We start from the raw sequence: 26,677 nt of genomic DNA on the forward strand, positions 1-26,677 counted from the left end.
AATGCGGGATAAAGTGAAACTTTGATTGGTGGGGGTTTTCTTTCATCCCCCACCAATCATTAGTTGAACCAATCGGGGCTTTTAGGGACAGTGGATCTCCCACTTAGCTGTCTCATTTCTTTTGCCATCTTGAAGTGGGAGTCATACTGTCCCTTAATGCGGGATAAATAATCTTACCAAGAATAACGAAGCTTTTAAAAAAAGTCGCCCCTAAGGACGACTTTTTTATTTTCCGAATGAAGATAAGAATTTCACTCTGTCTCCCATTGGTGGAATGTTATTATCTACCAAAGAGATTTCCAGTACAGCTGGTCCGTCTAGATACATCAGCTTGGAGATTGCTTCTTCCGTTAAATCATCCAGGCTTTCTACTCGGTAGCTCGGAATGTTCATCGCAGCGGCCATCGCTGCAATATTAATAGGCTCCTGTTCAAAGGTAGCGTGCACTCGTTTGTATTGTAGAGAATGTCCATGGTACACCATACCTAAGCGTGCGTTATTCATAACGACAAAAAGGATTGGGAGCTTGTACTCTTTTGCTGTCAATATTTCCATTCCATGCATAAAGAAACAGCCATCACCCGTAATTGCTACGGTAGGTCGCGCCGGTTCAGCAAGCTTGGAGCCAATAGCCGTTGATAATCCACTTCCCATCGCACCAAAATGAACATTGATATCAAAAGTAGCATAGTCTAGTACCTTCATGTTATGAATAACATAAGCCATGAACTCCCCAATATCAATTGTATATCTTGTAGATTTAGGAAGGTAGGACTGAAGCTGGAGTAACACATTTTTCGTATTGTAATCCCTGGTGATCAGTTCATCTATAGATGGCGCTGTTCTTTCCATGCTATTCTTCGAATATCCTAATGCTTCCAGCTCTTCTATTAACATAGAAAGACCTTCACCAATATCTCCTAAAACCGGCAGATCGATTGAATATTTTCTATTGAATACCGTTTCATCGAAATCCATTTGAACAGTAAAACGATTCTTTGTAAGATTGTCATTATAGTTATTGGTAGCTGTTTCTCCTAAGCTTGACCCGACCACCACTAATGCCTTACCATCTCCGGCATTAATGAGACTAGTAGCCTCTTCTGTTCCAGCAAATCCAAATACCCCTTTTACTAACGGATGATCTTCATTAAAGTATCCTTTTGCAACAGGAGTCGTCACAATTGGCCAATTAAGCATTTCTGCTACTGTTAGTAAAGATTCGACCGAATTTCTTACACCTTGTCCAGCAAATAGATAGCCACTCTTTCTTTCATTTAGCTCCTTAGCTACTTGACGAATCATTGCTCTTTCAGGCATAATTTCATGTTTTTCAAGTTTAACAGGAATTTCATCCCCACCCCATGGTCCTTGCTGAACATCAATTGGCATTCCAATGTGGACTGGGCCCGGGACTCCTGAAACCGCAATTTTGGTCGCCTTTACAATTTCCTTTAATAAATCCTTGGAGTCTCTAACTGTCACGCTATATTTTGTAACAGAATGAAAAATTGGATCAGCATCTAATTCCTGCGAAGCATTTAATCCTTCCGTACTCACTGGGACAGCTCCTGTTAAAAATAGGACTGGTAAGTGCTCACGCATTGCATTAGCTGCACCTGTTACAAGGTTTGTGCCTCCAGGTCCACTACTTCCAATACAAACACTTAATCTATTCCCATATTTAGCGTAAGCGGCTGCCATATAGGAAGCTGCTCCTTCATGCTTTGTAACGATTGGTGTAATCTCCGGCATATCGTATAGTTCATTAAAGAAGGCATTTACGGACCCTGCTGGAATGCCAAATACATGCTCTACTCCGATGTTTTTCAAATACTCTAATACAGATCGAACTGCTTTCATAATAAAAACCCCCTAGTTTTTTAAAGCAGATACTTCTCTCTAATCTGATCAGCTGGTAATGGCTTACTAAAATAGTAACCTTGCATCATATAACAATCTTTTGATAAAAGAAATTCTAATTGCTCTTTTGTTTCAACGCCCTCTGCAATGACATTCAACTTCAAATTCTGAGCAAGTGTAATGATAGTATTTGTAATGGCAGAGTTACTATCGTCTTCCGTACGAAGATCTTGCACAAATGACTTATCAATTTTTAGCGCATCTATCGGAAAGTTCTTAAGATAACCTAAGGAAGAATAGCCTGTTCCGAAATCGTCGATGGCAATCTTCACTCCCAGATCCTTTAAATGTTCCATTTTTTCTATCGTTACATCTGTATTTTTGATGATTTGATTTTCTGTTAGCTCTAAATGTAAGAATTCAGGAGCAAGATCGACCTCCTCTAGCACCTTTTTCACCATGTTTACCAAGCCTTTTTCTTCGAATTGACGGCTGGACAGGTTAACAGACACACTTAGCTTTTTATGCCCTGCATTATGCCATTCTTTTACTTGCTTACATGCATTCAGCAACACCCATTCTCCAATAGGGACAATTAACCCGGTATCCTCTGCAAGCGGTATAAAATCTGCAGGTGAAATGATTCCATCTGTCGAATGGTTCCAACGTAGCAAGGCTTCTGCCCCAAACATAACTTTTCTATTATAATCCATTTGCGGCTGGTAATAAATCTCTAACTCGTTATTATCTAGTGCTTTATATAGTGCGTTTTCCAGTTTGATACTATCTAGCGTTCGATCCACCATTTCACTTTGGAAGAAATGATGAGATGTCCCGGATTTCTCTTTCGCTTTATACATAGCAGCATCCGCATTTTTTATAAGCTCTTCCCCGGTTTCTCCATCCTTCGGAAACATGCTGATTCCAATGCTTGTCTTCACGAATACATCCGTTCCCATTAAGGAAAAAGGCTGCGAGAAAATATCGGATATTTCCTCTACTACATGTGACACGTCATTCGCACTAGTTACTTCAGGAAGGATGATTGTAAATTCATCGCCTCCTTGTCTGGAAACAATAGAATCTCTTGGAATGACAACTTGGAGTCTTTTAGATACATCTCTCAAAAGCAGGTCTCCATAGCTATGCCCCATACTATCATTTATTAGCTTAAATCTATCTAAATCCAGGTAGAGGACTGCCACCTGCTTATCCTCTTTTTTTGCTTTCGCAATTTCTTTATTTAATCTTTCCTGAAGCATGATTCGGTTTGGTAAATCAGTCAAACTATCAAAATACGCAAGGTATTTAATCTCTTCTTCCAATTTCTTTCTTTCCGTTATATCTTTGAAGGTCACTACCTTTCCTAGGGTAGTTTCTCCTTCTTTTATTAAAGAGACTACATACTCTACAGGAAAGTACGTATCATCCTTTCGACAAAATTCGCTGTGATTTTCCATGTTTAAATCTAGGTGCTGGGGAGTACAGAATATTTCATTGTAATCTTTCCCAAAGAGTTCATTTTTCTCATAGCCAAGCATAGACTCTGCTGCTGGATTACAAAAAGTAATTTTCCCTTCCAGATTTAATCCAAAGATTCCTTCCCCAGCCGAATTTAGAATCAGCTCTTTTTCCCTACTAAGATGTTGCAGCTCTGAAATCACCTTTTCTAATTCCTTGTTTTTCTCTAGCACCTCAGAGGTTCTTTCTTCAATAATTATTTCTTGTTTTTCCATATACAACAGGTTCGAAAAAGATGAAGCAGTTGCGTCTACAATGGACTGAGCTAAGAGTACATCAGACTCTGAATAACTCATCGTATTATCCTCTAGGTTAACTACAGCAATTGCTCCTAGCACCTCGCCCATTGACACTAATGGGAGCATAAACATCCCTTTAATGCCAAACGTTTTACACGCCTCGTGATTCGGCCGATCATCTGTAAACACATTCGGAATAAGTAAAGGCTTTTTCGATCGGATAACTTCCTGGAACACTAAGTCATTTTGATCAATATTGTGCGAATGATGTGTCCGTATCCAATCTTCCTCTGTCCAATCACTTTTTGCACTTAGACTTGCGGGCTTAATTTTTTTCTCAGCAATAGGATCTAATAAATGAACACCGACATTATCATTTCCCAACACCTTAGCTACGTAGAAAAAGCAACGATCTAATATCCCTTGCATCGAGGAGCACATAGAAAGCTCTCTAGTTAGATCCAAAAGCAACTGCTTTTCAGCTAAGAGAGCCTCTTTTTTCTTTAAATTCGTAGCGTTTTGAATAGCAACCCCTGCCATGTTGACATACGCCTCAACAGTTTGAATCTCTTCTTCTGTTAAATCCATTGGAATTCCATAGTCAAATAGAAAAGCAAGCCCAAATAATTCTCCTTCAAAAGAAATAGGAAGTGCTAACAACGATTTAATTTTAAAACCTTCAACAGCCCGAGGATCCGGTCTAGAATCCTTTGATGTATCAGGAATATAGATTGTTTTTTGCGTTTCAATAACCTCTTTCGCAAGCAAATCATATTCCGTCTCAATTAGGTGCATATCCAATGTCATTCCATTGATAAGCTCCGGCTTCCCTACGAACCCACGAAACCCATCCTCCTGTGGCAAGTAGATTCCTACAGAATCACATTGTACGATTTCTTCTGAAATTGCTTTTACAACTTGCTCTAGCACTTCCCTCAAATCTAACTTCGTATTAATCAACTTTGTAATATGTGCAAGACGAGAGTATCTCGTTTGTTCTTTCACTTTAGGTACCTCCAATATTCGTGCATTTTCGTTATAGTTCGACTTATTAGTATTTTCTATAATCATACCATTTTTCTTTCCGTTTTTACCCATCATTTTAATAAAAACACCACTATTATGAACAATAACCATTTATAAGTCCTTCTTTTTTCTGATAGTGAACTAGTGATTACTAATGAAAGATACAGGTGCTGCAACGAAGATAGGAAGAAACCACTTTGCAAACTTATATAAGGGAAAATTGTGTGTGTTGTGAGAAAGGAAGTTGATGACGAACGAAGGTCAAGGTAAGCATCTGATGTCTAGTTCAACTTTTTATTTTACGAGGTGATCGAAAAGATTATTTTACTAATATCAGACAAGTTAAAGCCATAAAAAAAAGAGTACGCGAGTTTTATCTCACGTACTCCATTTCTAATTTTATACACTTATTATAAGAACATCCCTGCAATTGATGCGCTCAATAAGGAAGCAAGAGCACCAGCTAATACTGCTTTCAATCCTAGGCGTGCAATATCTGCACGACGGCTTGGCGCAAGAGAACCAAGACCTCCTAGTAGAATTGCCATAGAGCTTAGGTTCGCAAATCCACACAAAGCAAAGCTTACAACGATTACTGTTTTTGGATCCAAAACTGCAATTTCAGGTGCGAAAGACATATAAGCAACGAATTCATTTAACACAAGTTTTTGTCCGATAAATGAACCCGCATCAATAGCCTCAGCCCAAGGTACCCCTATCGCAAAGGCAAGTGGGGAGAAGATATATCCAAGAACTTGTTGAATCGTTAGCCCTTCAAGACCAAATAATCCTCCTATGAAGCCAAGTAAACCGTTTAGCATTGCTATTAATGCGATAAATGCAAGTAGCATTGCCCCTACATTTACTGCGAGCCTTAAACCATCACTCGCACCACGAGCAGCTGCGTCCACCACGTTCACAGCAGCTGTATCTTTTTCTAGCATGAAGTTTTCTTCATTCACTTTCTCTGTTTCAGGCATGATTAACTTTGCCATAACTAAACCTGCAGGTGCAGCCATAAAGCTTGCAGCTAATAAATACTCCATCGGCACCCCAAGTACTGCATAGCCAACTAAAACGGAACCTGAAACAGATGCCAATCCACCAGTCATGACTGCAAATAACTCTGATTTCGTCATTCCAGCAATGAATGGACGAACAACTAATGGAGCCTCTGTTTGTCCCACAAAGATATTCGCCGCTGCAGAAATAGATTCTGCTTTACTTGTCCCAAGAAGCTTGGAAAGACCCCCACCAATAAATCGAATCATAGCTTGCATAATACCTAAGTAGTAGAGGACAGAAATTAAAGCGGAGAAGAAGATAATAATCGTTAACACAGAAATAGCAAAGACCGTTCCATGGGCTTCTGTATCGGCTAATGAACCAAATAAAAAGGATATCCCCTCGTTCGCATAACTAATAAGATTCGTCATGAAATCGGAAAGTTTTTGAAGAAGCCATCTACCCGCATCCCATTTTAACACCATAAATGCAAATAATAATTGGATAGCTAATCCACCCAATATAGTGCGAAGATTCAAAGACTTCTTGTCACTAGAAAATAAGAAAGCAATTCCTAAAACGACTAGGATACCACCTATTCCCCATAATATGTTCATTATTACACCTCTTTTTATTTCACCCCAGAATTGTATCGTAAATAAGCTCCCATTTAGTTCCCCTAAATCCCATTCATGAACTGAGCCACGTACATTTTATCATAGAATTTTCGCCCCAAAAGTTTAAAAAAAATTCGATTACTTACGAACAATAAATAATCAAATTTAGATAATATTTCATTATTTATAGGGATTATACTAGCGGACGGGTAGTACTTCGCTGCTAATACAGAAGTGTCAAATCAAACAAATAAAAGCGAGCACGTGAACGACTATCTTCACGTACTCGCTATTTCATTCATAAGCTTATCTCTTGTTTAAATTATAAAAACATACCTGCAATAGCAGCGCTCAATAAGGAAGCAAGAGCACCAGCTAAAACGGCTTTCAATCCTAAGCGAGCAATATCCGCACGGCGGCTTGGTGCTAGAGAACCAAGACCTCCTAGCAGAATCGCCATAGAGCTTAGGTTCGCAAATCCACACAAAGCAAAGCTCACAACGATGACTGTTTTAGGATCTAAGACTGCAATTTCAGGTGCGAAAGACATGTAAGCCACGAATTCATTCAATACAAGCTTTTGACCAATAAATGAACCTGCATCTATTGCCTCTGCCCAGGGCACCCCTATCGCAAAGGCAAGTGGGGAGAAGATATATCCAAGAACTTGTTGAATCGTTAGCCCTTCAAGACCAACCAATCCTCCTATAAAGCCTAGTAAACCGTTAAGCAAAGCAATCAGTGCGATAAATGCAAGTAGCATTGCCCCTACATTTACTGCGAGCCTTAAACCATCACTCGCACCACGAGCAGCAGCGTCCACTACGTTCACAGCAGCTGTATCTTTTTCTAACGTGAAGTTTTCATCATTAATTTTCTCTGTTTCAGGTATGATAATCTTCGCCATAATTAACCCTGCGGGCGCAGCCATAAAGCTTGCTGCTAATAAGTACTCCATTGGTACTCCTAATAATGAGTAGCCAACTAAAACGGAACCTGAAACAGACGCTAATCCACCAGTCATTACTGCAAATAACTCTGATTTCGTCATTCCTGCAATGAACGGACGAACAACCAAAGGAGCCTCTGTTTGTCCGACAAAGATATTCGCCGCAGCAGAAATAGATTCTGCTTTACTTGTCCCAAGAAGCTTAGAAAGACCCCCACCTATAAATCGAATCACGATTTGCATAATACCTAAGTAGTAAAGGACAGAAATTAAAGCGGAGAAGAAGATAATGATTGTTAACACAGAAATAGCAAAGACTGTTCCATGGATTTCTGTATCGGCTAATGAACCGAACAAAAAGGATATTCCCTCGTTCGCATATCCGATAAGATTGTTCATCAAATCAGAAAGCTTCTGAAGAGCCCATCTTCCCGCATCCCATTTTAATACCATAAAAGCGAATAATAATTGAATAGCCAATCCACCTAATATCGTACGTAAATTTAAAGACTTCTTCGCATTAGAAAATATGAAAGCGATTCCTAAAACGACTAGGATACCACCTATTCCCCATAATATGTTCATTGTTACACCTTCTTTTTGATTTGTGGCACCCCAGAATAATATCGTAAATAAACTCCCGTTTAGCATTCCCCTAAATCCACAAATAAAACAGATTAATTTGTGCATTGAACATTGTACATTCTACCATAGAATTTTTTTCTTAAGAACATAAAGAAAATTCGATTACTTATGACAATAAGTAATCGAATTTCAAAACGATATCAATATTTTTAAGCATTTTTGTTAAACATAAAAAGTAGGTCAACTTATTGAACCGTCACTCCACCTCTAATAGAAACTTGCTCACCTAAAAATATTATATTTAAAAAGATAATCATACGTAATGTCGATAAATAAATATTCATTATCCTCTAAAGGAATGGAAAAAGTACGAGTCATTTCACCTGTGTCAATATCGCTGTAGACATCAGAGAAAATGCCTCTTTGATCATTTTTCATTTTAATAATATTTTTTAAGAAATATGGACGCCAGCTCCAATTTTTATTTACCGCTTCAGTTTGAACATTCCATTCTCCATTTACCCTCATAATATTTGGTGATGTCTGAAAGCCTTCCTCATCACAAATATAAATACGGAAGGTACAATAATCCAATCTTCTTGCAAGCTCCAGCAAAAGCTGGGGAGCTTGACTTGTCGGTGCGGCCTGCTGAACCTCTTGCTCCAGCTCCCCTTCCAAACGTTTTAGTGTATTATAATTTTCTTCCAATAATCGCTTTTCTGTTGCGATAAACTGGCGACACTTATCCTTAAAGCTATTTTTTAATTGGTCACGAGGTATTAAATTAGTAGCCGCGTCAGCAAGATACTTCCCTTGATAATATCTTCCACTGTTTTTCCAAGCGAATTGAAGCTGATGCACTGTATCAATGCCCTCAAATAGCATATTTGCACCTATTTTTCTTGCAAGAGCGCCTAAAGAAGTAAAGAGGTCATTTTGAGCCCCCCAGGATTCGTAGCTAAGCTGCTCAATATTCACCTTAAGAATATTTGGCGACAACTTCTTAATATAATCTAAATGGCTTTCTGAACCTACTTGGTTTATAGCAATCTTTACTCCATAAGTTTTGTAATATCGCAGAATATTATTGAGCTGGTTAAAATCCCCTTTAAAATTATGTTCAGAAATAACAATAACAATTCTGGATAGCTCATCTTCAGGTATATACTGTTTAATAATGTCAAAGTAGCTCTCTCCATAATCTAACACTAAGAGATTAGCATTACATGGTAGGAAGATATCAAAGGTATTCGGCTCTGTTTTCAACTGAGAGAGGGCTGTATGTAAAATTTTGTGTTGTACCTCTACTCGATACTCTTCTGGTATATCTTCATCGTATGGAAAAGTATTTAAAGCAACCCAGTCCCCATTATTCATCAACTTCCCGGAGATTTCATATGCGACTACGACATGCTCATCTGCACTAAATATTGGTTGGTAAAATGCCGTTAAGCTATTTATATTAGTAAGGACTTCTATTGCATCCATTGAAAAACCTCCTCTTTAGAATTATCTGAAAAATGAAACCTTATCATTCTATCATAAGTTTTTCATTCCTTTTGTGCAAATCACATAATTGTATTTTTAATTGTTCGAATGAATTATTATACACTATTATCCTATAAGTTAGAATTGAAATTTAACTGTCACGGCTGCTTTCAAGATGGATTGACCCGGCTCGATCGGTGTACCCTCACTACTTTTTAACGCAGCAACTTCAAACGGTCTAATGGGAGATGGTCCCGCTGATTCTATGATCTCAATAGGCTGAGGCTGAACTGAAAGCTGCATCGCTTTTCCTATAGAATTTGCTTTAGAAAATGCATCGAACACAGCCATATTTAATGCTTTCTGATAGGCAACCGATGAACGGTCGACTAGAGGTTGTAGGGATGACACTTGATTCGCTCCGTTTTTTATAGCAGTATCAATTACACTGCCCACCTGTTGAAGATCTGTAATTCTTATGGTTAATCCATTTGTAATGTCATACCCTCTAAATATCTGTCTCCCATCTATATAGTCATAGCGCGGAAAAATCGTATAGGTAGAAGTTTGTATGTTCTCTCTTGGAACACCTATAGCTAAAAGGGAATCAATTACCTGACTCGCTTTTTTGGCATTTTCTTCTTGAGCCTTCGTCACTTCTACATCGGTCGTTGTAATTTCGAGACGAACCTCCCATTGACTAGGAGCTGTCATTTCAATCCCTTCACCGAAAACCGTAATAGTACGTGGGGAAGTATAAAAGTACATAGCCATCCATCCTTTCTCCTTCTCTTCCTATCTTATGCAAAAGGAAGAAGGCAAATGTTATCACATCTCATTCTAGAAATGATAAAGTGATTATAATGATTACTTGAACCGTTTTTGGGAGGATTGATTGCAATGAAGAAACAATATTACGTAAACGGAGAATGGAAAACATCAGAAAGCTATCGTCAGCTTACTAGTCCCCATACAAATGAAATAATTGCAGAAATACCACAAGCAACACGTGAAGAGGTTGAACAAGCAATAGAAATTGCCTATGACACAAGACAACAAATGGCTGCACTTACGTCACTTGAACGCGCTGAGATTCTCGAACATCTGGTGCGTCTCTTTAAAGAAAATCGTCAAAAGGCCGCTGAGTTAATTTCCTTGGAATCAGCCAAACCAATAAAATATGCACTTGGAGAAATTGACCGTACCATCGAAACCTACAAGTTTGCAGCCGAAGAAGCAAAGAGATTAACTGGTGAAATGGTTCCGATGGATGCAGCTAAAAATGGGGCTGGCCGTTTCGGTTATACTATTGAACAGCCAATCGGGGTCATTGCAGCTATTACCCCATTCAACTTCCCTCAAAATTTAGTAGCACATAAGGTGGGACCGGCGATTGCAGCAGGTAATCCAGTTGTTTTAAAGCCAGCATCTCAAACACCTCTATCCGCTCTATTTTTAGCAGAGCTCATCGACCAAACCGCCTTACCAAAAGGAGCCTTTAATGTGGTAACTGGAAGTGGAGGAACAGTTGGAAATACTTTAGTTGAAAGCACTAAAGTCAAAATGGTTACCTTTACTGGAAGCGCCGCAGTTGGAAAGGAAATTAAAAATAGAGCAGGGCTAAAAAGAGTGTCCTTAGAGCTAGGATCCAATGCAGGCTTAATCATCGACAAAAATGTAGACCTATCGAAAATAGTGCCAAAATGCGTAATGGGAGCATTCTCGAATCAAGGACAGCTATGCATCTCTCTTCAACGTACGTATGTGATGGAGGAAGTTTACGAAGAGTTTATTGATCAATTTACAAAATTGACGAAACAGCTAGTTGTAGGAGACCCATTAGAGGAAGCAACCGATGTAGCGGCGATGATCAGTTCAACAGAAAAGGAGCGTGCACTTAGCTGGGTACAAGAAGCAGTCGAGCATGGGGCGGAGGTCATTACTGGGGGCATTGAGGAGAATGGTGTATTTATGCCTACAATCCTTACGAATGTTGCAGCCATCTCGAAGGTTTCTTGCCAGGAGGTGTTCGCGCCAATTGTCGGGGTAAACCGTATTTCTTCTATCCAGGAAGGCATTGATGCCATTAACGATTCAAACTATGGGCTTCAGGCAGGTATATTTACAAATGATATTCAAACAGCGTTCCATGCCTCAAAAGAATTAGAGGTAGGCGGCGTGATTATCAACGACATTCCAACCTATCGAGTAGATCAAATGCCTTATGGCGGTGTAAAAGAGAGCGGAATAGGAAAAGAAGGAGTTAAATATGCTATTCAAGAAATGACGGAAACGAAGCTAATTGTTTGGAACCAGTTGTAAATTAGGAAATGCTGAGAGAAATCAAAAGAGAAGCAGTTATGATTCTGTATTACAATCATAACTGCTTTCTTTTTTTGAACCTTTGGTTCTACGCATCGTCGGACGCTTGGAGTGGAGGCCAACAGGATGTTGGTCAGGAAAATGTTGTCACACGACGTGACGTTCTTAGTTTTCCCTCCCCCGTAAGCCAGCACCCATCGCTAACGCGCATGGCTGTGCTGGCTTACCTACCACCCTGCTCCCGCAGGAGTCGCCGACGCTGCTCCGAACCAGTAGTGTCTACTACTAAAATTAAATTTTGATTTATAAATCTCAAAAAGGTCATCAAGAAAGAAATAGGTTTTGTCCCAATCTTTTTTATCCTTCTGTAGCCATTCTTTTACAAAGATAGAGGTACCTTCAACTGCCCCTATTCTGTTTTAAAAATTCTGCTAGGATACTTGTGTAGATCTCAGGCTGTTCTACATGTGCCAAGTGCCCTGCGTAAGGTACGATTGCCCCGTGAACAAATGAGTTGCTTAGTGGGTAGCTTAAAGCACCAGATGCCTCTACTTTATTTTTTTCTCCAACTAGGAATAAAACCGGAAAAGTAAAGGATTTAATCGCATTCATCTCCTCAAATGGATACCAATTCTCTTCCATCCCTAATAGTAAAAATTGTGTCCAGTCCGATTCATGGAGCGATTGAAAGTAACCTCTAGCTTCCTCACTATTTAATAAGTTATTCCATGTCGACACATCGGCTTCATGCTGCTCCTCCCAATCTTCAGGTTTATAAGGAAGAACCCCTGATAATGTCAACGTTCTTACATGCTCCGGGAACGACCTCCCAAACATAACTGCCACTATTCCACCAAGCGAGCACCCTACTATGTGAACCTTCCCCCATTGATAGTGCTCGATGGTTTCCTTTAAATCTCTCGCGCAGTCCTCAAAGAAGTTAGTGTAGTCCTCTGTAAACGACTTCCCATGCCCTCTCAAATCTGGCGTAATCACCTGAAAACTATCTTCAAAAAACTCTCTCTGATAAACAAAATCTGACTCTCCCACCTCTAAACCCGTATGTAGAAAAATTAGAGGCTCCCCTGAACCTTTTATGGTAGTATGCAACAACATTTTTATTCCCCCTTTCCAAGAACATACCATTACTTCCAGTGATTTACCATAATTAGTTTGACTAAATATAAGGAGGGGAAATGGATGGTTAAAGGAGGCGAAAACATATGCCATGGACTAAAAACGACTATCCAGACTCTATGAAAAATTTAGAGACACATGTTAGAGAAAAGGCTATAGAGATTGCAAATGCATTGTTACGTGATGGTTATGAAGAAGGAAGAGCTATTGCTATTGCAACATCTCAGGCAAGAAAAGCAATTAATGGCGATGAAAATAACAGAAGACAATATGAGGTACGAGCTCGCGAGGATGAATGGGTACTTGTAAAGAAGGATGGAGATAGAGCCATCTTCAAGGAAGATACAAAAGAAAAGCTATTAGAGAAAGCAAAGCCTTACGTAAATGACCATGACGGGATACTGGATATATACCAAGCTGATGGAGATCTAGAAACCCGACTATATGATTAATGCTTTAAAAGTGTTTCTTATAGAAATAGAGAAGCGCTTTTCTAATGATAGTCACCACCACACCACTTGACTTGTTGTATACAGGTGTATACATTAAGAAGAATACTACTGTATATGCAGAGGGAAGTGGAATAAATGAGAACTGATTCTTCTAGAGGACACTGTAAAGAAGGAAAAGAAAAGAGAGGGGCAAAAACCTTTCGTAGAGGTCGAGCGATAGCCTTTTTGGAGAGATTAAATACTAGAAAAGAGACCTTAAAAAAACAATTAGAAACTCCTGAGCTTCAAACAATTCATCCACACTTGGTTGGTGAGCTTAAGGCAATCGAAATGGTGATTGATGAATTTATTCAATTGTTCGAGCTTCATGAAGTAGAGGAAAATCAAAAAGAAGACGTGGAATAACATATCTAACCAACCAAATAAATAGAGGAGACCCCGAATTAACCGAGGCTCCTCTTTCTATTTTCATTTTCTTCAATTTTTACGCTGACTATGGCTCAAGAAAAGAAGGACTTAACTTCATTCTGATAATCATAGAAAAAATCAGGAATCTCTTCTTTTGGAAGATTTTCAATCCCACTGTTCGCTACACCGGAGAAATACCAACCTTGTTCTGTTCTTCCACGCTTGAAAGCTAAAAATACATCTTCTCCTTTACATTCATATATACGCTTTAGCTCTAACAAATTAGCGTATTTATCTGCTACCACAAGAGCTTTTTGATGTAATGTACCTGTCTTTAGCTGATCAATAGTATGTCGCTTACGCTCTTCCCATGTATTTTCTTTTTCCTCGGTATTATATGCCACCAATTCTTTTACTTCCGTGCCAAATTCGCGTTCAATGTCTTCCATTGTAACGTCTGTATCCTCCACTGTATCATGCAAATATCCTGCAACTACAACTGCGGCTGGCATTCCTGCATCTTCTAGGATTTTGGCTACATGGAAAGGGTGTCCAATATAAGGGGCACCTGTTGTTTTTCGGACTTGGTTCTTATGAGCCTCTTTTGCAAAACTCCTTGCTTTTTCAATCATTGTATCCATAATAATTCATCCTCTCTTGCCTAAGTGTTACTAAGAGCATTCGTTCTACATAAGCTGAAGATTTCTTTAGAAAACATACATATCATTTATTTATTAGTATAATATTTTTTTCATATCTACATCATCTATTGAGGAAGAATATGCTTCCCCATCTTAAAGAGAATTTTACTATGAAGCAATTAAAAACTAGAATGTTTCCATCTATCTGGGTCAATCATATGAGCAGTTAGAGCTTACAGACCCTAGAGCTGTTATCGTAACAGACGATGTGTTAGCAAGAGGTTGTGCTACAAATACATTCGTCAGCCATAAAACACTATACAAAAAGTATGAAGCAGTTTAATGAATTTGTAGCAGACCATCCAAGGCTCGAGTCTATTCTTATTCATTCAGACGATGGAATGACAGTAGCTAGACTAAATCTCGACTCTCTGTCCACTGCATTATATTTATATATTTCTTTAAAGAAAAGAGAAGACATTGAGTTAACAAGGTCTCCTCTTTACATTTTTAGCCGTTTCTCTACAATTGCAGCCAAAGCTTTTACCGTATCAAAGGAATCCCCTGGGAATTCTGCTCGAACAAATTCCGCCTTTAGCTCCTCCGCCACTGCTTGACTATCTGCTCCTATTTCATAATAAGATTCAATGTCCGCTACCAACGTCAAAAGCTCACAAGTAACAAATCCCTTTGCCCCTATAGACGCAAGCCTTTTCATTTCATCCTTTACATCAGGCAATAGCCATTCACCTGTTTGGCCTGCACTTCTATAGACAGTCCTCCAATTAGGGATGTTTGCTTGCTCTGAAATAGCTTTAGCCATCTCTTGAAACTGCTTTACGTATACATCATTCCCTTTAGATGTTATCCGGTGACTATGGGCCGTGTATAGCACATAGGAATCTGAGCGTATATGCGTCGGTATCCATCTATACGCTCGCCTTACTCTGTCGGAATAAACAGAAATTAGTTCAGGCGAGACATGCCAATTATCAATATGAATCAGCTCAATTCCACGAGCATTTTCTAGGCACTTTTCTACCTCTCGTTGAAACGCTCCAGTTACACTAGGTGTGTACAAGGAATATATGGTCATGGTAGCGATTGTTGTAACCCCATCCGAAAGCATTTGCTGAAGGGCATCGCTAGCAAATGGAGGTGTGTGCTTATAAGCATTGTAAACCTTTATTCCTTTTGGAAAACGTTCAGACAAAATGCTTTCTAGTCCTTCTGCAATTCTTACTGTTTGGGCGCCCAAAGGATCAACTGTTCCTAGCTCCCGAAATTTCCTTCCTACATCGGCTAATGCCACATCAGGTACAGATTCCCCGCTAAACAAGTGCTGAAAATATCCCGGTAGCTCATCGGTTGATTTAGGAGCACCGTATGCATATAACAATAAACCGATCATAGACGAAGCAATCCTTCCTTTTACTTTCTCTTTCTGGCTTGAAAGTCCTTTTCTATTTCCCTTTTCCAGGTTTTATTCAGTCTATGACCACGACGATAATTGGTAACGGCTTGACTTACTGCCTCGTAATTTAGTGTAGTACCTCTCTCATCGGCATGATAATTAACTGCAAAATCCTTATCTATCCCAAATTTCTCAGCAGTAGCTAATGCATCTATATTGGCACCTAAGAAGATAAACTCCCAATTGTATTTTTCTTTTTGGTGATTGATCATTTTTTTAATTTGTTCCGCTTTATATTCGCAGCTTGCATTTTCCATTCCGTCTGTTGTGATAACAAATAATACTTTCTCCGCTCGCTCCTTCTCGCTAACTCTCTTTTGCACGTTTCCGATTTTTTGAATAGTTGCTCCAATAGCATCTAGTAGTGCCGTCATTCCGCCTACTTGGTAGTCTTCCTCTGTAAGTGGTGACACTCCTTTAATAGAAAGTCGGTCATGGAGTAGCTCGTATTTATCGCTAAATAGCACGGTCGTGACAATAGCATCTCCTTCCTCTTTTTTCTGTTTCCTTAACATGGCATTGAACCCCCCGATTGTATCTGCCTCCAGCCCCGACATGGAACCACTCTTGTCAAGAATAAACACCAATTCAGTTAAGTTCTTTTTCATATCAATTCCTCCTCTTCGTTTGTAAATAGATGATATCAATTCTTTTTTCCCAGTAGGTCGCTTCGGAGGAGACAAATTTGATTGAAAATATAGACTTTTAGTAATTGAGTTTAATTTATTGAAATTAAATTTATCATAATATAATATATTCCTATAAGTTTAGTATGAATTTAAAAAGGCGGGATTTATTTGTTATATATGATTATTACCGGTTTAATTTGTGGCGCCTTACTAGGCTTTGTTATGCAACGTGGACGCTTCTGTCTTACAGGCGGATTTCGTGATATGTATTTAGCGAAGGATAATCGTATGTTTTATGCGTTATTAATCGCGATTGCAGTACAAAGTGTTGGTGTGTTCACCCTTATGGAGCTAGGAATTTTTGAATATAATGCAGGCACGCTTCCGTTGCTTGCAGTCATTGTCGGATCTTTCATTTTTGGTATTGGTATTATTTTAGCTGGTGGCTGCGCAACAGGAACATGGTACCGAGCAGGAGAAGGCTTGATAGGAAGCTGGATCGCTCTTGCAGGATATATGCTGATGGCAACAATCATGAAGTCTGGAGTGCTTGCACCTCTTAACGCACAAATTCAGTCATCACAGCTGCCAACTAACTCTATCCCAGAAACATTTGGTCTAAATGTATGGATTTTTGTTGCCATCCTGTTAGCAGTAGTTGCGTGGATTGTGTATAAAGAAGTGACGAAGCCAAAGGTATTTATTCCTTCTTTAAAACCGAAGAGAACCGGACTAGCACATATCTTGTTTGAGAAACGCTGGCACCCATTCGTAACTGCTCTATTAATCGGAGCAATCGCAGTTCTTGCTTGGCCACTTAGTGCGGCAACTGGCCGTGTGTTTGGATTAGGAGTTACTACTCCGTCGGCAAATATCCTTCAGTATTTAACTACTGGAGATTCAGCAGTTCTAAACTGGGGCGTCTTCTTAGTTCTTGGTATTTTCTTCGGATCATTTTTTGCAGCAAAAGCAAGTAGAGAGTTTCGTTTTAGAATGCCTGATGTGAAAACGGGTATTAATAGTTTCATAGGCGGTAATTTAATGGGATTCGGGGCTAGTCTTGCGGGAGGCTGTTCGATTGGGAACGGTCTAGTAATGACTGCTATGATGACATGGCAAGGTTGGATTTCTCTAACGTTTATGCTTTTAGGAACATGGACTGCTGTTTACTTTGTATTTGTCCGTGGTCGCAAGAAAAACAAAGCAACAGCTACCAAAACAGCTGTGAAACCAGCATAATTTAAAGGAGTGTATTTGAATGAAACAAGTATTAGAAGTAATGGGAATGGTATGTCCTTTCCCTTTAGTAGAAGCAAAAGAAGCAATGACGGAGCTATCCTCTGGAGATGAGCTAGTAATCGAGTTTGATTGTACACAAGCTACGGAATCTATCCCACGCTGGGCAGCTGAAGAAGGTCATACAATCACTAACTACGAACAATTAGATGATGCAGCTTGGACCATCACTGTTCAAAAGAAATAACGAAAGTTGAAAGCCCCCGAAAAATTTTTCGGGGGCTTTTATAAGGAGAAAATTGTATAGAATTAGTTTTAGATCTTAGAAGTCACTGATTTCCGTTACAGGCGCTTCGCTTTCCACGGGCACGGCCTCAGCCTTCTCCCTCGCTATGCTCAGTCCGAGTGCGGGCCAACAGGATGTTGGTCACAAAGGCAATGTCACACGATGTGACGTTATTACCTTTGTTCCTTTGCGCGCTGTTCCCGTAGGAGTCTGCACGCCTTTCACTTCAATCAACTTGTTTATGCTACTGAAAAATGTTTCACTAAATCAAATAATTCTATCAGGGCTTACTCCAACTATTTTCTTCTTTGGAGCTTCTAATTTTTTATTATTGGACTTTAATAAAAATAAGCCGGTGATACCTGCTACCACAGTGACTGCTATCACAATTAGATAAATCCGCGGCTAGACTCTCTTCTAGCCAGTACATTCTTGTAAAGGATATTGCCAGTACAAAAATCCCAGAATGTACCCATGTAGTAATCTCATCCATTCCCCCTGTTGTGTTAAGTGTTAAGCCCCTAGTAAATCCTGTTCAAACGCGAATAACGCTTCGTTGATTTCAAATATGTCGTATTGTTCTTGTTCAATAAAATATCGAATGATTAAATCAAATGTATGGCTTTTAGACAGTGTATAGCCAGCACGCCCCAATAGGTCCTCTGTTTCTTCAATGGTTAATTCCAAAGCGATTGCAAAGGCTACAGCTGTCTTTTTCATCGGTGTATAGTCTATGTTATTTTTAATTTTAGAAAAAAGCCGGCGGTCGATATTGGCTTTCTTATAGGTACCTACATCGGTCATTCCCTTTTCATCTATCAGCCAAAGCAAGCGTCTAGAGAAAGATTCATCTTTTTTATGAATAAGTTGCTCCAGGTCTGTCTTTTTTTCAAAAGTAGTCTCCGACACCTGAAGCATTTCAATTTCCTTCGGCATCCTTCGTAACTTATGGCTTAAAGTTTGAACTGTATGTTCGTCAATGTAGGCACGAATGGAACTAAATAGTTTTTCACTTAACACGAAAGCACTTCGATCAAATACCACTAGATAGACAAGTAGGTCGTGCTTCATAAGGAAGGAACTTATGGTAGATATTGCAACTTGGAGAGCTTGATCCTTCGGGTAGCCATAAATTCCAGATGAAATGAGGGGGAATGCAATGGATTCATATCCCTCTGTAATAGCTAATTGTAAAGTATTCAGGTAACAATTCTCCAATTGTTGCTGCTCCTTGTTAGATCCACCTCTCCAGATAGGACCAACTGTATGGATAATGCGCTTTGCCGGAAGCTGGAACGCCTCCGTCATCACTGCACCACCGACTGGGCAACTCCCTATTTCATTACAAGCAGCTTGCAATTGCTCCGCTCCGGCAGCTTGAAAAATTGCACCACATACCCCTCCACCCATTTGGAGCTGTGAGTTTGCTGCATTCACAATGACATCCACATCCATCTTGGTTATATCGTTTCGGACAATCTCAAATGGCATAATCTTTCTCCCTTCTATGATAATGGTTCTTCACCATTTGTTGCGGTCAACTAACATAATTTCATTTTAGTGAATACTAGGAGGCTTGAAAAGTGTGTTACACTACAAAAAAAGGAGGAGAATGGATGCAAACTTTTAACTACGAAGCTTCTTGGGATAGAGCAATTTCCAAACATGATCGACAAGAATTAGAGGCAGTATTTTCTAGCTTGGACACCTTTCCCCCTTTCTCTGTTATTCGTCATGCCGTGAATTATAAAAAAGAGCTTTTAGTTACAGCTATCGTACATAACACAGCTGATCAACCTTTGCTATTTCAAGAACAGAGAATGACGTATTCAATAGATGGAAAACAAATAGCAGAAAATACCTTCAGTCTTTCTTCATTCGTTGTTCCCCCAAAGACAAGCATGCCATGGACCTTTATTTTTCCTGCTGGCAGCTGGCAGGGTAATGAAGCTAGGCTTGGCGAATTGTATTTTGGTTAAGTAAACACGAAAAAAGAGCCAACCTCTGATATTGGCTCTTTTTTCATGAATATTGGGAGTTATATTAAATAGTTTTACAACTAATTTAATAACAATGGAAATCCGTCGAATGAAGCCGAGGGAAATGACCACTTGGTTACCTATACGTATAATGACTGCTACAAGTTCTTATTTGCTAGTAGCATAGTCACTCAACGCCTCTTTTATAGGCATTAGGATGAGCGTATTTTTTTCTTTTTACGTTTCACCCTTTATATTTGTAACCTCTTTTACATAAAAAATCAAATAGTTTACTATCAATTAATATTTATCTGATTTCCTTTTAAATGGTTAAACAAAAGCCGTAGCACCAAAACATTCGTGTTACGGCCTCCCTTAATCTTAAGCTTGCTTTTGCAAGTATTCTAGCAACCCCATGGAGCATACCCGCATATCCAATTCGATAATTGGGTATACAGGATGGTTCGGAGCAACTTGATGGGCATCCAGTGCAGTACGAATCCGTTCATTTAATCGAGCAGCTAATACTTCATGAGATTCTCCATCCGCAAAAACCGATTTTGCTTCCTTCATAAACACATCTAACCAGTTAGAAACCATGATCAGCGCTTGCTCAACATTGGCTGTCATTCCATAATGACCAAAATAGATGTAATCGAGCTTCATCTCTTTCATCTGATTGATTGCTACAAGCATAGCCTCTGTATCAAATTGGTTTGGAGAGGTAGAAGGCAAATAAAAACCGATTCCTTCCTTTGCAAGCTGCTCATAGCGTACGCCTACTGTATCCCCAGTAAACATTCCATTGCTTACTGGATCATAAATACTAAAATGATGATTTGCGTGACCTGGTGTATGGAAAAATTTCAGCGTGCAGTTTTCGCCAATTGATAAGGTTTCGCCATCTTCTTTTACGAGTAGCCTGTCCTCTGGGATAGCCTCTATCGGTGCAAAAAGACCATCAAAGTCATCCCCATAAACAGCTTTTGCTCCTGCAATCAGACGTTCTGGATTTGCAAGGTGTCTAGCACCCTTTGGATGAACTACTACCTTCGCATTCGGACAATCCTGAATCAGTACTCCTGCTCCGCCCGCGTGATCTAAATGAATATGGGTGACAATAATATATTTCACTTGTCCTAAAGAAAAACCTAACTTAGACAACCCTTCCTTAATATGTGGAATTGAAGGACTAGGACCTGTTTCCACTAATGTTAGCTCTTCCTCATCAATCACATAGGTCCCCGTTCTCTCGAGCAGTCCCAAATCCATTCCATCAATTAAATAAATTCTCCCATCATTGTGTAATCTCATAGCTTCACCCCTTGTATAAGTTATGTATATCATAGCATGCCTCAAAATCAAACGAAGGGTTCAAGTCCTATTCTTTTCATTTTTTTCAAGTTTCCGTTAGGGTGTAAGGGGGTAGGATTTTTAGAGATAAAGGAGTGGTATTTATGACAAGTAACATTTTCCAACCATTTACATTCCCTTCTGGGGTCACATTAAAAAATCGAGTGATGATGGCTCCTATGACAACCTATTCTTCCGAGAAGAATGGAGATGTCTCTGAACAAGAGCTTATCTATTATGCGCGCCGAGCAAGAAGTGGTATCGGTGCAGTTATTACAGCATGTGTCTATGCAGAGCCACTTGGTGTGGGCTTCCAATATTCTATAGGTGCTGAAGACGATGCTCGAATCCCAAGCTTACGCAAGCTAGCCAGTGCTATAAAGGATAACGGAGCTAAAGCGATCTTACAGATTTTCCACGCTGGCAGAATGTCTAGCTCTTCAATATTACAAGGTGAGCAGCCTGTTTCTGCGAGCAATATTCCTGTTCCTAGAGAAAATGCAGAAACTCCGCGTGAAATGACTCTGGAGGAAATAGAAAAAACAATCGCATCCTTTAAAGAAGCAACACGTCGTGCGATAGAGGCCGGTTTCGATGGAGTAGAGATTCATGGTGCCAACACATATCTCATACAGCAATTCTTTTCCCCTCATTCAAATCGCCGAACAGATCAATGGGGTGGAACACTCGAAAAAAGAATGGCTTTTCCTTTAGCGCTTGTTGATGCGGTAAAAACTGCTGTAAAGCAACATACTTCTAATCCATTTATCGTCGGTTACCGTCTCTCTCCAGAGGAGCCTTTCGAGCCCGGTATTACTATGCAAGACACATTAGCACTTGTCCGTACACTTGCCGATAAAGGCTTAGACTATATCCATATTTCTGCTTCCGAGTTTATGGGTGGTTCTATTCGAGATAAAGAAGATACAAGCTCCCGTATTGCTTTAATTCAAGAAGAGGTAGGAGACAAGGTGCCGATTATTGGTGTTGGAGCATTACAAACCAAGGAACAAGTAGAAAAAGCTCTAAACATTACTCCACTTGTAAGTCTCGGCCATGCCCTTGTTCAAGATCCTGAGTGGATGCAAAAGATTGAACAAGGAAAAGAGGATACAATTTACCAAGCAGTATTCAAAAGTAAACGAGAAGAGCTCGATATCCCGGATCGTCTATGGGATGCAATTACGCAGAATCCCGGATGGTTTCGAGTAGAAGAATAAAAAACAAAGGGCGACGGTTCTCCGTATCGTCGGACGCTTGGAGCGAAGGCCAACAGGATGTTGGTCAGGAAAACGTTGTCACAGGATGTGACGCTTTTAGTTTTCCTTCCATAAAGTGAGCCACAGCCGAACGCTTACGCGTGCCGTTGCTATGTCTCACCTATCTCCCTTCTCCCGTTGGAGTCGCCGACGCTGCTACGAACCAACAGTGTCTCTTACTAACATGAAGTATTGATTAATAAACCAAAAATAGTATATTTCCCATCAACAATGGAATGGCTTTGTATCTGGCTCCGTTTTTATTTGACAGGTTATTTCAAAGTGCCTTACCAGCCACCTTATTCTACTTCCACAATAACATTTACAATGGAAGCATCATGCCCTTTAATTCGTAAAGGTGCTGTGAATGCTGATAGTAGCTTTTTTCCTATTAACGGTTCGGGATTTATATCCTCATAGATGAGCATTGTCGGCTCGCTATACTTTTCGTGATTCAAAAAAGCATGATGAACTGCATATCCATTGTCTCTTGCTTCCGTCAAATTTTCTATACTGAGGGTATCAATCGCAACAGCCTTACAGTTCGGCAGCTGCGTTCTTATGTACACTGCTGCATCCGGCGAAACTGCAGGAAAATTATTGGAGTATCTTTGGAAATCACTCTCTCTAAACTTCCAGTGGCCTGTATTAAAAATAAGAATGTCTGCCTCCTGAAGCTCTTCTCCGTAACTTTGTAGAGTCTCTATCGTTACAAACCCATTTGCCCCGACCGGACAATCTATTAATAAAGGCTTTTTGTAAATAAAATCTTCAATAGGAATGGCATCAATCCCTTTCCCATTGGTCATATGATGCCAAGGAGCATCTACATGCGTACCAGCATGTAAATACATACTCAAGACACTTCCGTTCCAGTCATCCCCTTTTTCTTTTCGCTCTCTTGGCTCTAAGCGCACCTCCGGTAAACCCGGGTAGACTGGCATCCCCTCGTAAATCGGATAACCAATTTCCACATACTTCGCCATTCCCTTCACTCCCCCTTCAAGTTTCTGCAAACTTAATTTTACCATATTCTTCTATCGTAGCGATGTTAAATTGACTATATATTCAAATAATTACAGCTTTCATGTTACCTTCTATGTGAATCACTAGCTCAGTTGGATTTCCAAAAGGTTTCCATCAGGATCAACTAGATAGGAAGCTCTCCGTTTCACACAGAAAATGTACAGGCTCTTCAAAACAAGTAAATCAGATTAAGAGGACATCACAAATTGATAACAAAATATCATGTCCTCTTGCATTTACCAATAGTTTTTCATTAAAGAGCTCGACCAAGTAGGCTGTTTAACTTCTGCTCTAGGGAGAAACTCTTTCATTAGAGGTTTAATATCTATGATTGGTGTTCCGTCGATAGCATCTAATCCTTTTACTAGTAAGGATCGATTTTTTACCTCCTGAAGCTCCACGATAGTAACCCCCAATTTATTCGGTCTATTTTTTCCCCTCTGCGCAAATATCCCAACTTCCGGAAACTCATTGTTATTTCTTGGATGTCTCGCTTCATACTGGATGTCGCCATCGCTTACCTGATTGAAATAAAAAATGATCTCTAAATGGGAAAATTCCTGTATGCCCTTTAATGAAGATTCTAGAATACTTTCTGCTAGCTCAATTTTTGACAAGACTGAACCCCAGTTATCGTCGACAATGTCCGCTCTATCGTTCTTTACAAATGCTATCGGTTGAATAGAAAATTCCATATTTCATCCCCCTATCTATCGCTATCATAACAAAGGCTTAAGCAAGATAGAAAATACCGATTCCTTATACAAATCCATAAGTTTCTCTAATATAACAAATAGGAAGCCCAATAACTCGGGCTCCCATATGTTAAATTAAATAAAATAAACCACCATTGATGATCTCCATTTTTATACGGGGACTATACTGCTCCTCCATTGCCTTCTTCTCCAGCTCATAGATTTCTGGTTTTTCTTCTACATCTACATAAAAGTACTCCAGTACCTCTAAATCCCTTCGCCATCTTTCCTTTGCTTCCTCGGCCCATGCATGATCATCGCGTAAAATCATTTGCTCGACAAATTCCTCTAATCTTTCCAACGCCCTGCTAGGTTTAATCACGTAAGGGAGGTTGAATATATTACCGGCAGGCTTACTATCGAGCCGAAGCTCTCTCAGCCTATCTTGAAAATTTTCTTCAACCATCCCTGTCATAAGGTTCACTCCTAACGAATGAAGCATTTCCTTCGTCTGGTCACAGTAATAAGAAACCTTATAGTTTACAGCGAGCCAAGGGGTACGGATTGTCTCCATTTTATCGCTAGCGACCTCATACATTTGTACAAAGGAGCCTAGCTCTCGGGTTGCTTTAAAGAGTAAATTTAACCTAGGAGACCCAAAGTGAATAGTTTCTCCCCTAATGTCCCCTTGAAGACTCAATCTGTCTGTAATGAGGGTGAGCTGAGCAGGGTTTGGTTCGCCTCCCGAGCTCTCTATATATTGCCAATAATAAGGACGATTCATTACCTTCTTGTCCATATCGACGGTCAACTGAACAGTTAGGTAATGCGGATGCTCTGTCAAAATGAGACATCCTGTTTCTTGAAAGAGAGTTTGAAGATAATTGTGCACTTGTTGTGGATACATACTCTCCCTCCTTTTCTATATAGATTTCTTATACGTAGAAAGGATATCGTCTAGCTCTCCCACTACCTTTTCAAACACACCAATCTTTTCGTAAAGTAAATCTAAAATATGCTGCTCTATCGTATCTTGGATGGCAAGATTGTAGATATGCACATCATGCTCTTGTCCTAACCGATGCACACGTCCAATCCGTTGCTCGAGCTTCATCGGATTCCAAGGAAGGTCATAGTTGATCACATGGTGGCAAAATTGAAGGTTAATACCCTCTCCACCTGATTCCGTAGCTATTAATACCTGGACCTTATTCTGGAATAGCTGCTTCATCCAGTCTCGCTTGCTTTTATTAAACTTCCCGTTAAATAAAACACTGGAGATTCCTTTTGTACTCAAATACCATTGTAAGTAGATTTGACTTGCTCGATATTCGGTGAAAATAATGACCTTATCATTCGCGTTCTGGATAATTTCCAATGCCTTCTCTGCTTTTGAATTCACCTGTAGACCCATCATTTTCTGCATTAAACTCTGAACAAATGCTATCTCTTCCTTACCTGTACACTTTGGAAGCATGTTGTTTAACGTCAGACAGGTTGCTTCTTTACTACTACACATCTCCTTTTGGAGCGTAATCATTGAAAAGGCACCTGAGAAGACAGGGGAGACCTCCTTCAATTCCAACAGCATATCGTAGACCGCCCGCTCCTCTTCCGAAAAACGAATCGGTATAATTTCTACCTTTCTATTTGTCCACTCCACCCCAGTATCCTGTCTTCGATTTCGCACCATCACCTGATTCACTAGCTCCTTGAGATATTCCTCATGCTCCACCGTACGCTTGCGCACAGAGAAGGACTCTTGAAATGCCTCGAAATTACCTAAGTGTCCCGGCTTTAACAGCGAAATTAAATAGAAGAGCTCAAACACATCATTTTGAACAGGGGTAGCAGTTAATAGCAGACAAAACTTCTTCTTTAGGCCTTGAACAAATTCATATACCTTTGTTTTATGATTTTTCAGCTTATGCGCCTCATCAATAATAATCATGTCATAGTCCTGCTCATAAATCAGTTCCTTGTGAGGACTTTTCTTCGCCGTATCCATACTCATGATTACAATATCCGACCAGTCAAGCGAATAGCTCTTTTTGTAAGCAATTGCTGGAATAAAGAACTTCTCATTCAGCTCTTGAACCCATTGATTAATAAGAGAGGCTGGTGCTAAAATCAATGCTTTCTTCACTAAGCCACGGATAAGATATTCCTTTAGCACAAGACCTGCTTCAATTGTCTTTCCTAGACCCACCTCATCAGCGAGAATTGCCTTTCCGTTCATTCTCTCTATGACCATTTCCGCTACCTCTAACTGGTGCTTTAACGGGGTGAGATTTGGCAAATACTTTGGAGACTGTAGACCAGTAAATTCTGTAATCAGATTATTTTTTGCAATATCATAGCTCATATTATAGAGAGACCAGCTGTCCCACGGCTCTACTTGATCTATTCGTTTTAAAAATCCTTCTTTCCAATCAGACGGTCGTTCTATCAACATAAAAAACACACCTCGCGGCAACTATTTTAGTG

Annotated in this window: 24 protein-coding genes; 7 read left to right on the forward strand and 17 right to left on the reverse strand. The window is 39.7% G+C overall.

Annotated features, from left to right (window positions below):
* Nucleotides 1-225: 225 nt before the first annotated feature.
* The 6 genes from AC1VU3_RS15585 to AC1VU3_RS15610 form a co-directional block, all read right to left on the reverse strand.
* Entirely contained in the window at nucleotides 226-1,863 is a 1,638-nt protein-coding gene (locus AC1VU3_RS15585) for a thiamine pyrophosphate-binding protein (protein WP_482983934.1), read from the reverse strand.
* A 20-nt stretch (nucleotides 1,864-1,883) separates the two neighbouring features.
* Nucleotides 1,884-4,760, reverse strand: a complete 2,877-nt coding sequence (locus tag AC1VU3_RS15590) for a bifunctional diguanylate cyclase/phosphodiesterase (protein WP_482983935.1) — start codon at nucleotides 4,758-4,760, stop codon at nucleotides 1,884-1,886.
* A 299-nt stretch (nucleotides 4,761-5,059) separates the two neighbouring features.
* A complete protein-coding gene (locus AC1VU3_RS15595) occupies nucleotides 5,060-6,271 on the reverse strand; it encodes a NupC/NupG family nucleoside CNT transporter (protein ID WP_482983936.1) in 1,212 nt (403 codons plus the stop codon).
* A gap of 322 nt (nucleotides 6,272-6,593) precedes the next feature.
* A complete protein-coding gene (locus tag AC1VU3_RS15600; protein WP_482983937.1) occupies nucleotides 6,594-7,805 on the reverse strand; it encodes a NupC/NupG family nucleoside CNT transporter in 1,212 nt (403 codons plus the stop codon).
* Between the two features lie 282 nt (nucleotides 7,806-8,087).
* Nucleotides 8,088-9,293 (reverse strand): EAL-associated domain-containing protein, encoded by a 1,206-nt coding sequence (locus AC1VU3_RS15605; RefSeq protein ID WP_480389930.1) that lies wholly within the window; start codon nucleotides 9,291-9,293, stop codon nucleotides 8,088-8,090.
* A 138-nt stretch (nucleotides 9,294-9,431) separates the two neighbouring features.
* Entirely contained in the window at nucleotides 9,432-10,067 is a 636-nt protein-coding gene (locus tag AC1VU3_RS15610; RefSeq protein WP_482983938.1) for an SIMPL domain-containing protein, read from the reverse strand.
* A gap of 126 nt (nucleotides 10,068-10,193) precedes the next feature.
* On the opposite strand from AC1VU3_RS15610, the gene AC1VU3_RS15615 reads away from it, so the two are divergent.
* Nucleotides 10,194-11,615, forward strand: coding sequence for an aldehyde dehydrogenase family protein (locus AC1VU3_RS15615; RefSeq protein ID WP_482983939.1), 1,422 nt, complete (start codon nucleotides 10,194-10,196; stop codon nucleotides 11,613-11,615).
* A gap of 399 nt (nucleotides 11,616-12,014) precedes the next feature.
* Here the strand turns inward: AC1VU3_RS15615 and AC1VU3_RS15620 are convergent, their stop codons facing one another.
* Nucleotides 12,015-12,731 (reverse strand): alpha/beta fold hydrolase, encoded by a 717-nt coding sequence (locus AC1VU3_RS15620; RefSeq protein ID WP_482983940.1) that lies wholly within the window; start codon nucleotides 12,729-12,731, stop codon nucleotides 12,015-12,017.
* A 107-nt stretch (nucleotides 12,732-12,838) separates the two neighbouring features.
* Here AC1VU3_RS15620 and AC1VU3_RS15625 point away from each other — a divergent pair, with 107 nt between their 5' ends.
* Nucleotides 12,839-13,204 (forward strand): DUF2188 domain-containing protein, encoded by a 366-nt coding sequence (locus AC1VU3_RS15625; protein WP_480389926.1) that lies wholly within the window; start codon nucleotides 12,839-12,841, stop codon nucleotides 13,202-13,204.
* Nucleotides 13,205-13,339: 135 nt separating this feature from the next.
* Nucleotides 13,340-13,609: a hypothetical protein gene (locus AC1VU3_RS15630; RefSeq protein ID WP_482983941.1), complete on the forward strand. Its 270-nt coding sequence runs from the start codon at nucleotides 13,340-13,342 to the stop codon at nucleotides 13,607-13,609.
* Nucleotides 13,610-13,704: 95 nt separating this feature from the next.
* Here AC1VU3_RS15630 and AC1VU3_RS15635 read toward each other — a convergent pair whose 3' ends face one another.
* From AC1VU3_RS15635 to AC1VU3_RS15645, 3 genes are all read right to left on the reverse strand, one after another.
* Nucleotides 13,705-14,253 (reverse strand): HD domain-containing protein, encoded by a 549-nt coding sequence (locus tag AC1VU3_RS15635; protein ID WP_482983942.1) that lies wholly within the window; start codon nucleotides 14,251-14,253, stop codon nucleotides 13,705-13,707.
* A 502-nt stretch (nucleotides 14,254-14,755) separates the two neighbouring features.
* On the reverse strand, nucleotides 14,756-15,664 hold the full coding sequence (locus tag AC1VU3_RS15640) for a ferrochelatase (protein ID WP_482983943.1): 909 nt from the start codon (nucleotides 15,662-15,664) through the stop codon (nucleotides 14,756-14,758).
* 20 nt (nucleotides 15,665-15,684) lie between these two features.
* A complete protein-coding gene (locus AC1VU3_RS15645; RefSeq protein WP_482983944.1) occupies nucleotides 15,685-16,335 on the reverse strand; it encodes a vWA domain-containing protein in 651 nt (216 codons plus the stop codon).
* Nucleotides 16,336-16,533: 198 nt separating this feature from the next.
* On the opposite strand from AC1VU3_RS15645, the gene AC1VU3_RS15650 reads away from it, so the two are divergent.
* Nucleotides 16,534-17,595, forward strand: coding sequence for a YeeE/YedE thiosulfate transporter family protein (locus tag AC1VU3_RS15650; RefSeq protein WP_480389972.1), 1,062 nt, complete (start codon nucleotides 16,534-16,536; stop codon nucleotides 17,593-17,595).
* 19 nt (nucleotides 17,596-17,614) lie between these two features.
* Nucleotides 17,615-17,839 (forward strand): sulfurtransferase TusA family protein, encoded by a 225-nt coding sequence (locus AC1VU3_RS15655; RefSeq protein WP_480389921.1) that lies wholly within the window; start codon nucleotides 17,615-17,617, stop codon nucleotides 17,837-17,839.
* A 367-nt stretch (nucleotides 17,840-18,206) separates the two neighbouring features.
* On the opposite strand, the gene AC1VU3_RS15660 is transcribed toward AC1VU3_RS15655, so the two are convergent.
* Nucleotides 18,207-18,371: a hypothetical protein gene (locus AC1VU3_RS15660; RefSeq protein WP_482983945.1), complete on the reverse strand. Its 165-nt coding sequence runs from the start codon at nucleotides 18,369-18,371 to the stop codon at nucleotides 18,207-18,209.
* A 20-nt stretch (nucleotides 18,372-18,391) separates the two neighbouring features.
* On the reverse strand, nucleotides 18,392-19,369 hold the full coding sequence (locus AC1VU3_RS15665) for a macro domain-containing protein (RefSeq protein ID WP_482983946.1): 978 nt from the start codon (nucleotides 19,367-19,369) through the stop codon (nucleotides 18,392-18,394).
* Nucleotides 19,370-19,494: 125 nt separating this feature from the next.
* Between AC1VU3_RS15665 and AC1VU3_RS15670 the strand changes: the two genes are divergently transcribed.
* Nucleotides 19,495-19,857 (forward strand): SLAP domain-containing protein, encoded by a 363-nt coding sequence (locus AC1VU3_RS15670; protein WP_480389919.1) that lies wholly within the window; start codon nucleotides 19,495-19,497, stop codon nucleotides 19,855-19,857.
* A gap of 381 nt (nucleotides 19,858-20,238) precedes the next feature.
* On the opposite strand, the gene AC1VU3_RS15675 is transcribed toward AC1VU3_RS15670, so the two are convergent.
* Entirely contained in the window at nucleotides 20,239-21,171 is a 933-nt protein-coding gene (locus AC1VU3_RS15675) for an MBL fold metallo-hydrolase (protein WP_482983947.1), read from the reverse strand.
* A 143-nt stretch (nucleotides 21,172-21,314) separates the two neighbouring features.
* Here AC1VU3_RS15675 and AC1VU3_RS15680 point away from each other — a divergent pair, with 143 nt between their 5' ends.
* Nucleotides 21,315-22,430, forward strand: a complete 1,116-nt coding sequence (locus AC1VU3_RS15680) for an NADH-dependent flavin oxidoreductase (RefSeq protein ID WP_482983948.1) — start codon at nucleotides 21,315-21,317, stop codon at nucleotides 22,428-22,430.
* 338 nt (nucleotides 22,431-22,768) lie between these two features.
* Here the strand turns inward: AC1VU3_RS15680 and AC1VU3_RS15685 are convergent, their stop codons facing one another.
* The 4 genes from AC1VU3_RS15685 to AC1VU3_RS15700 form a co-directional block, all read right to left on the reverse strand.
* Complete coding sequence (locus tag AC1VU3_RS15685) at nucleotides 22,769-23,455, reverse strand: cyclase family protein (RefSeq protein ID WP_482983949.1); 687 nt, start codon at nucleotides 23,453-23,455, stop codon at nucleotides 22,769-22,771.
* Nucleotides 23,456-23,731: 276 nt separating this feature from the next.
* The gene (locus AC1VU3_RS15690; RefSeq protein WP_482983950.1) at nucleotides 23,732-24,190 is read right to left on the reverse strand and encodes an SAM-dependent methyltransferase; all 459 of its coding nucleotides are present in this window, start codon (nucleotides 24,188-24,190) and stop codon (nucleotides 23,732-23,734) included.
* Nucleotides 24,191-24,320: 130 nt separating this feature from the next.
* Entirely contained in the window at nucleotides 24,321-25,097 is a 777-nt protein-coding gene (locus tag AC1VU3_RS15695) for a YqhG family protein (protein WP_480389912.1), read from the reverse strand.
* A 15-nt stretch (nucleotides 25,098-25,112) separates the two neighbouring features.
* On the reverse strand, nucleotides 25,113-26,645 hold the full coding sequence (locus tag AC1VU3_RS15700; RefSeq protein ID WP_480389911.1) for a DEAD/DEAH box helicase: 1,533 nt from the start codon (nucleotides 26,643-26,645) through the stop codon (nucleotides 25,113-25,115).
* Between the last annotated feature and the right edge of the window lie 32 nt (nucleotides 26,646-26,677).

Source organism: Psychrobacillus sp. Z16_25 (assembly GCF_056856695.1).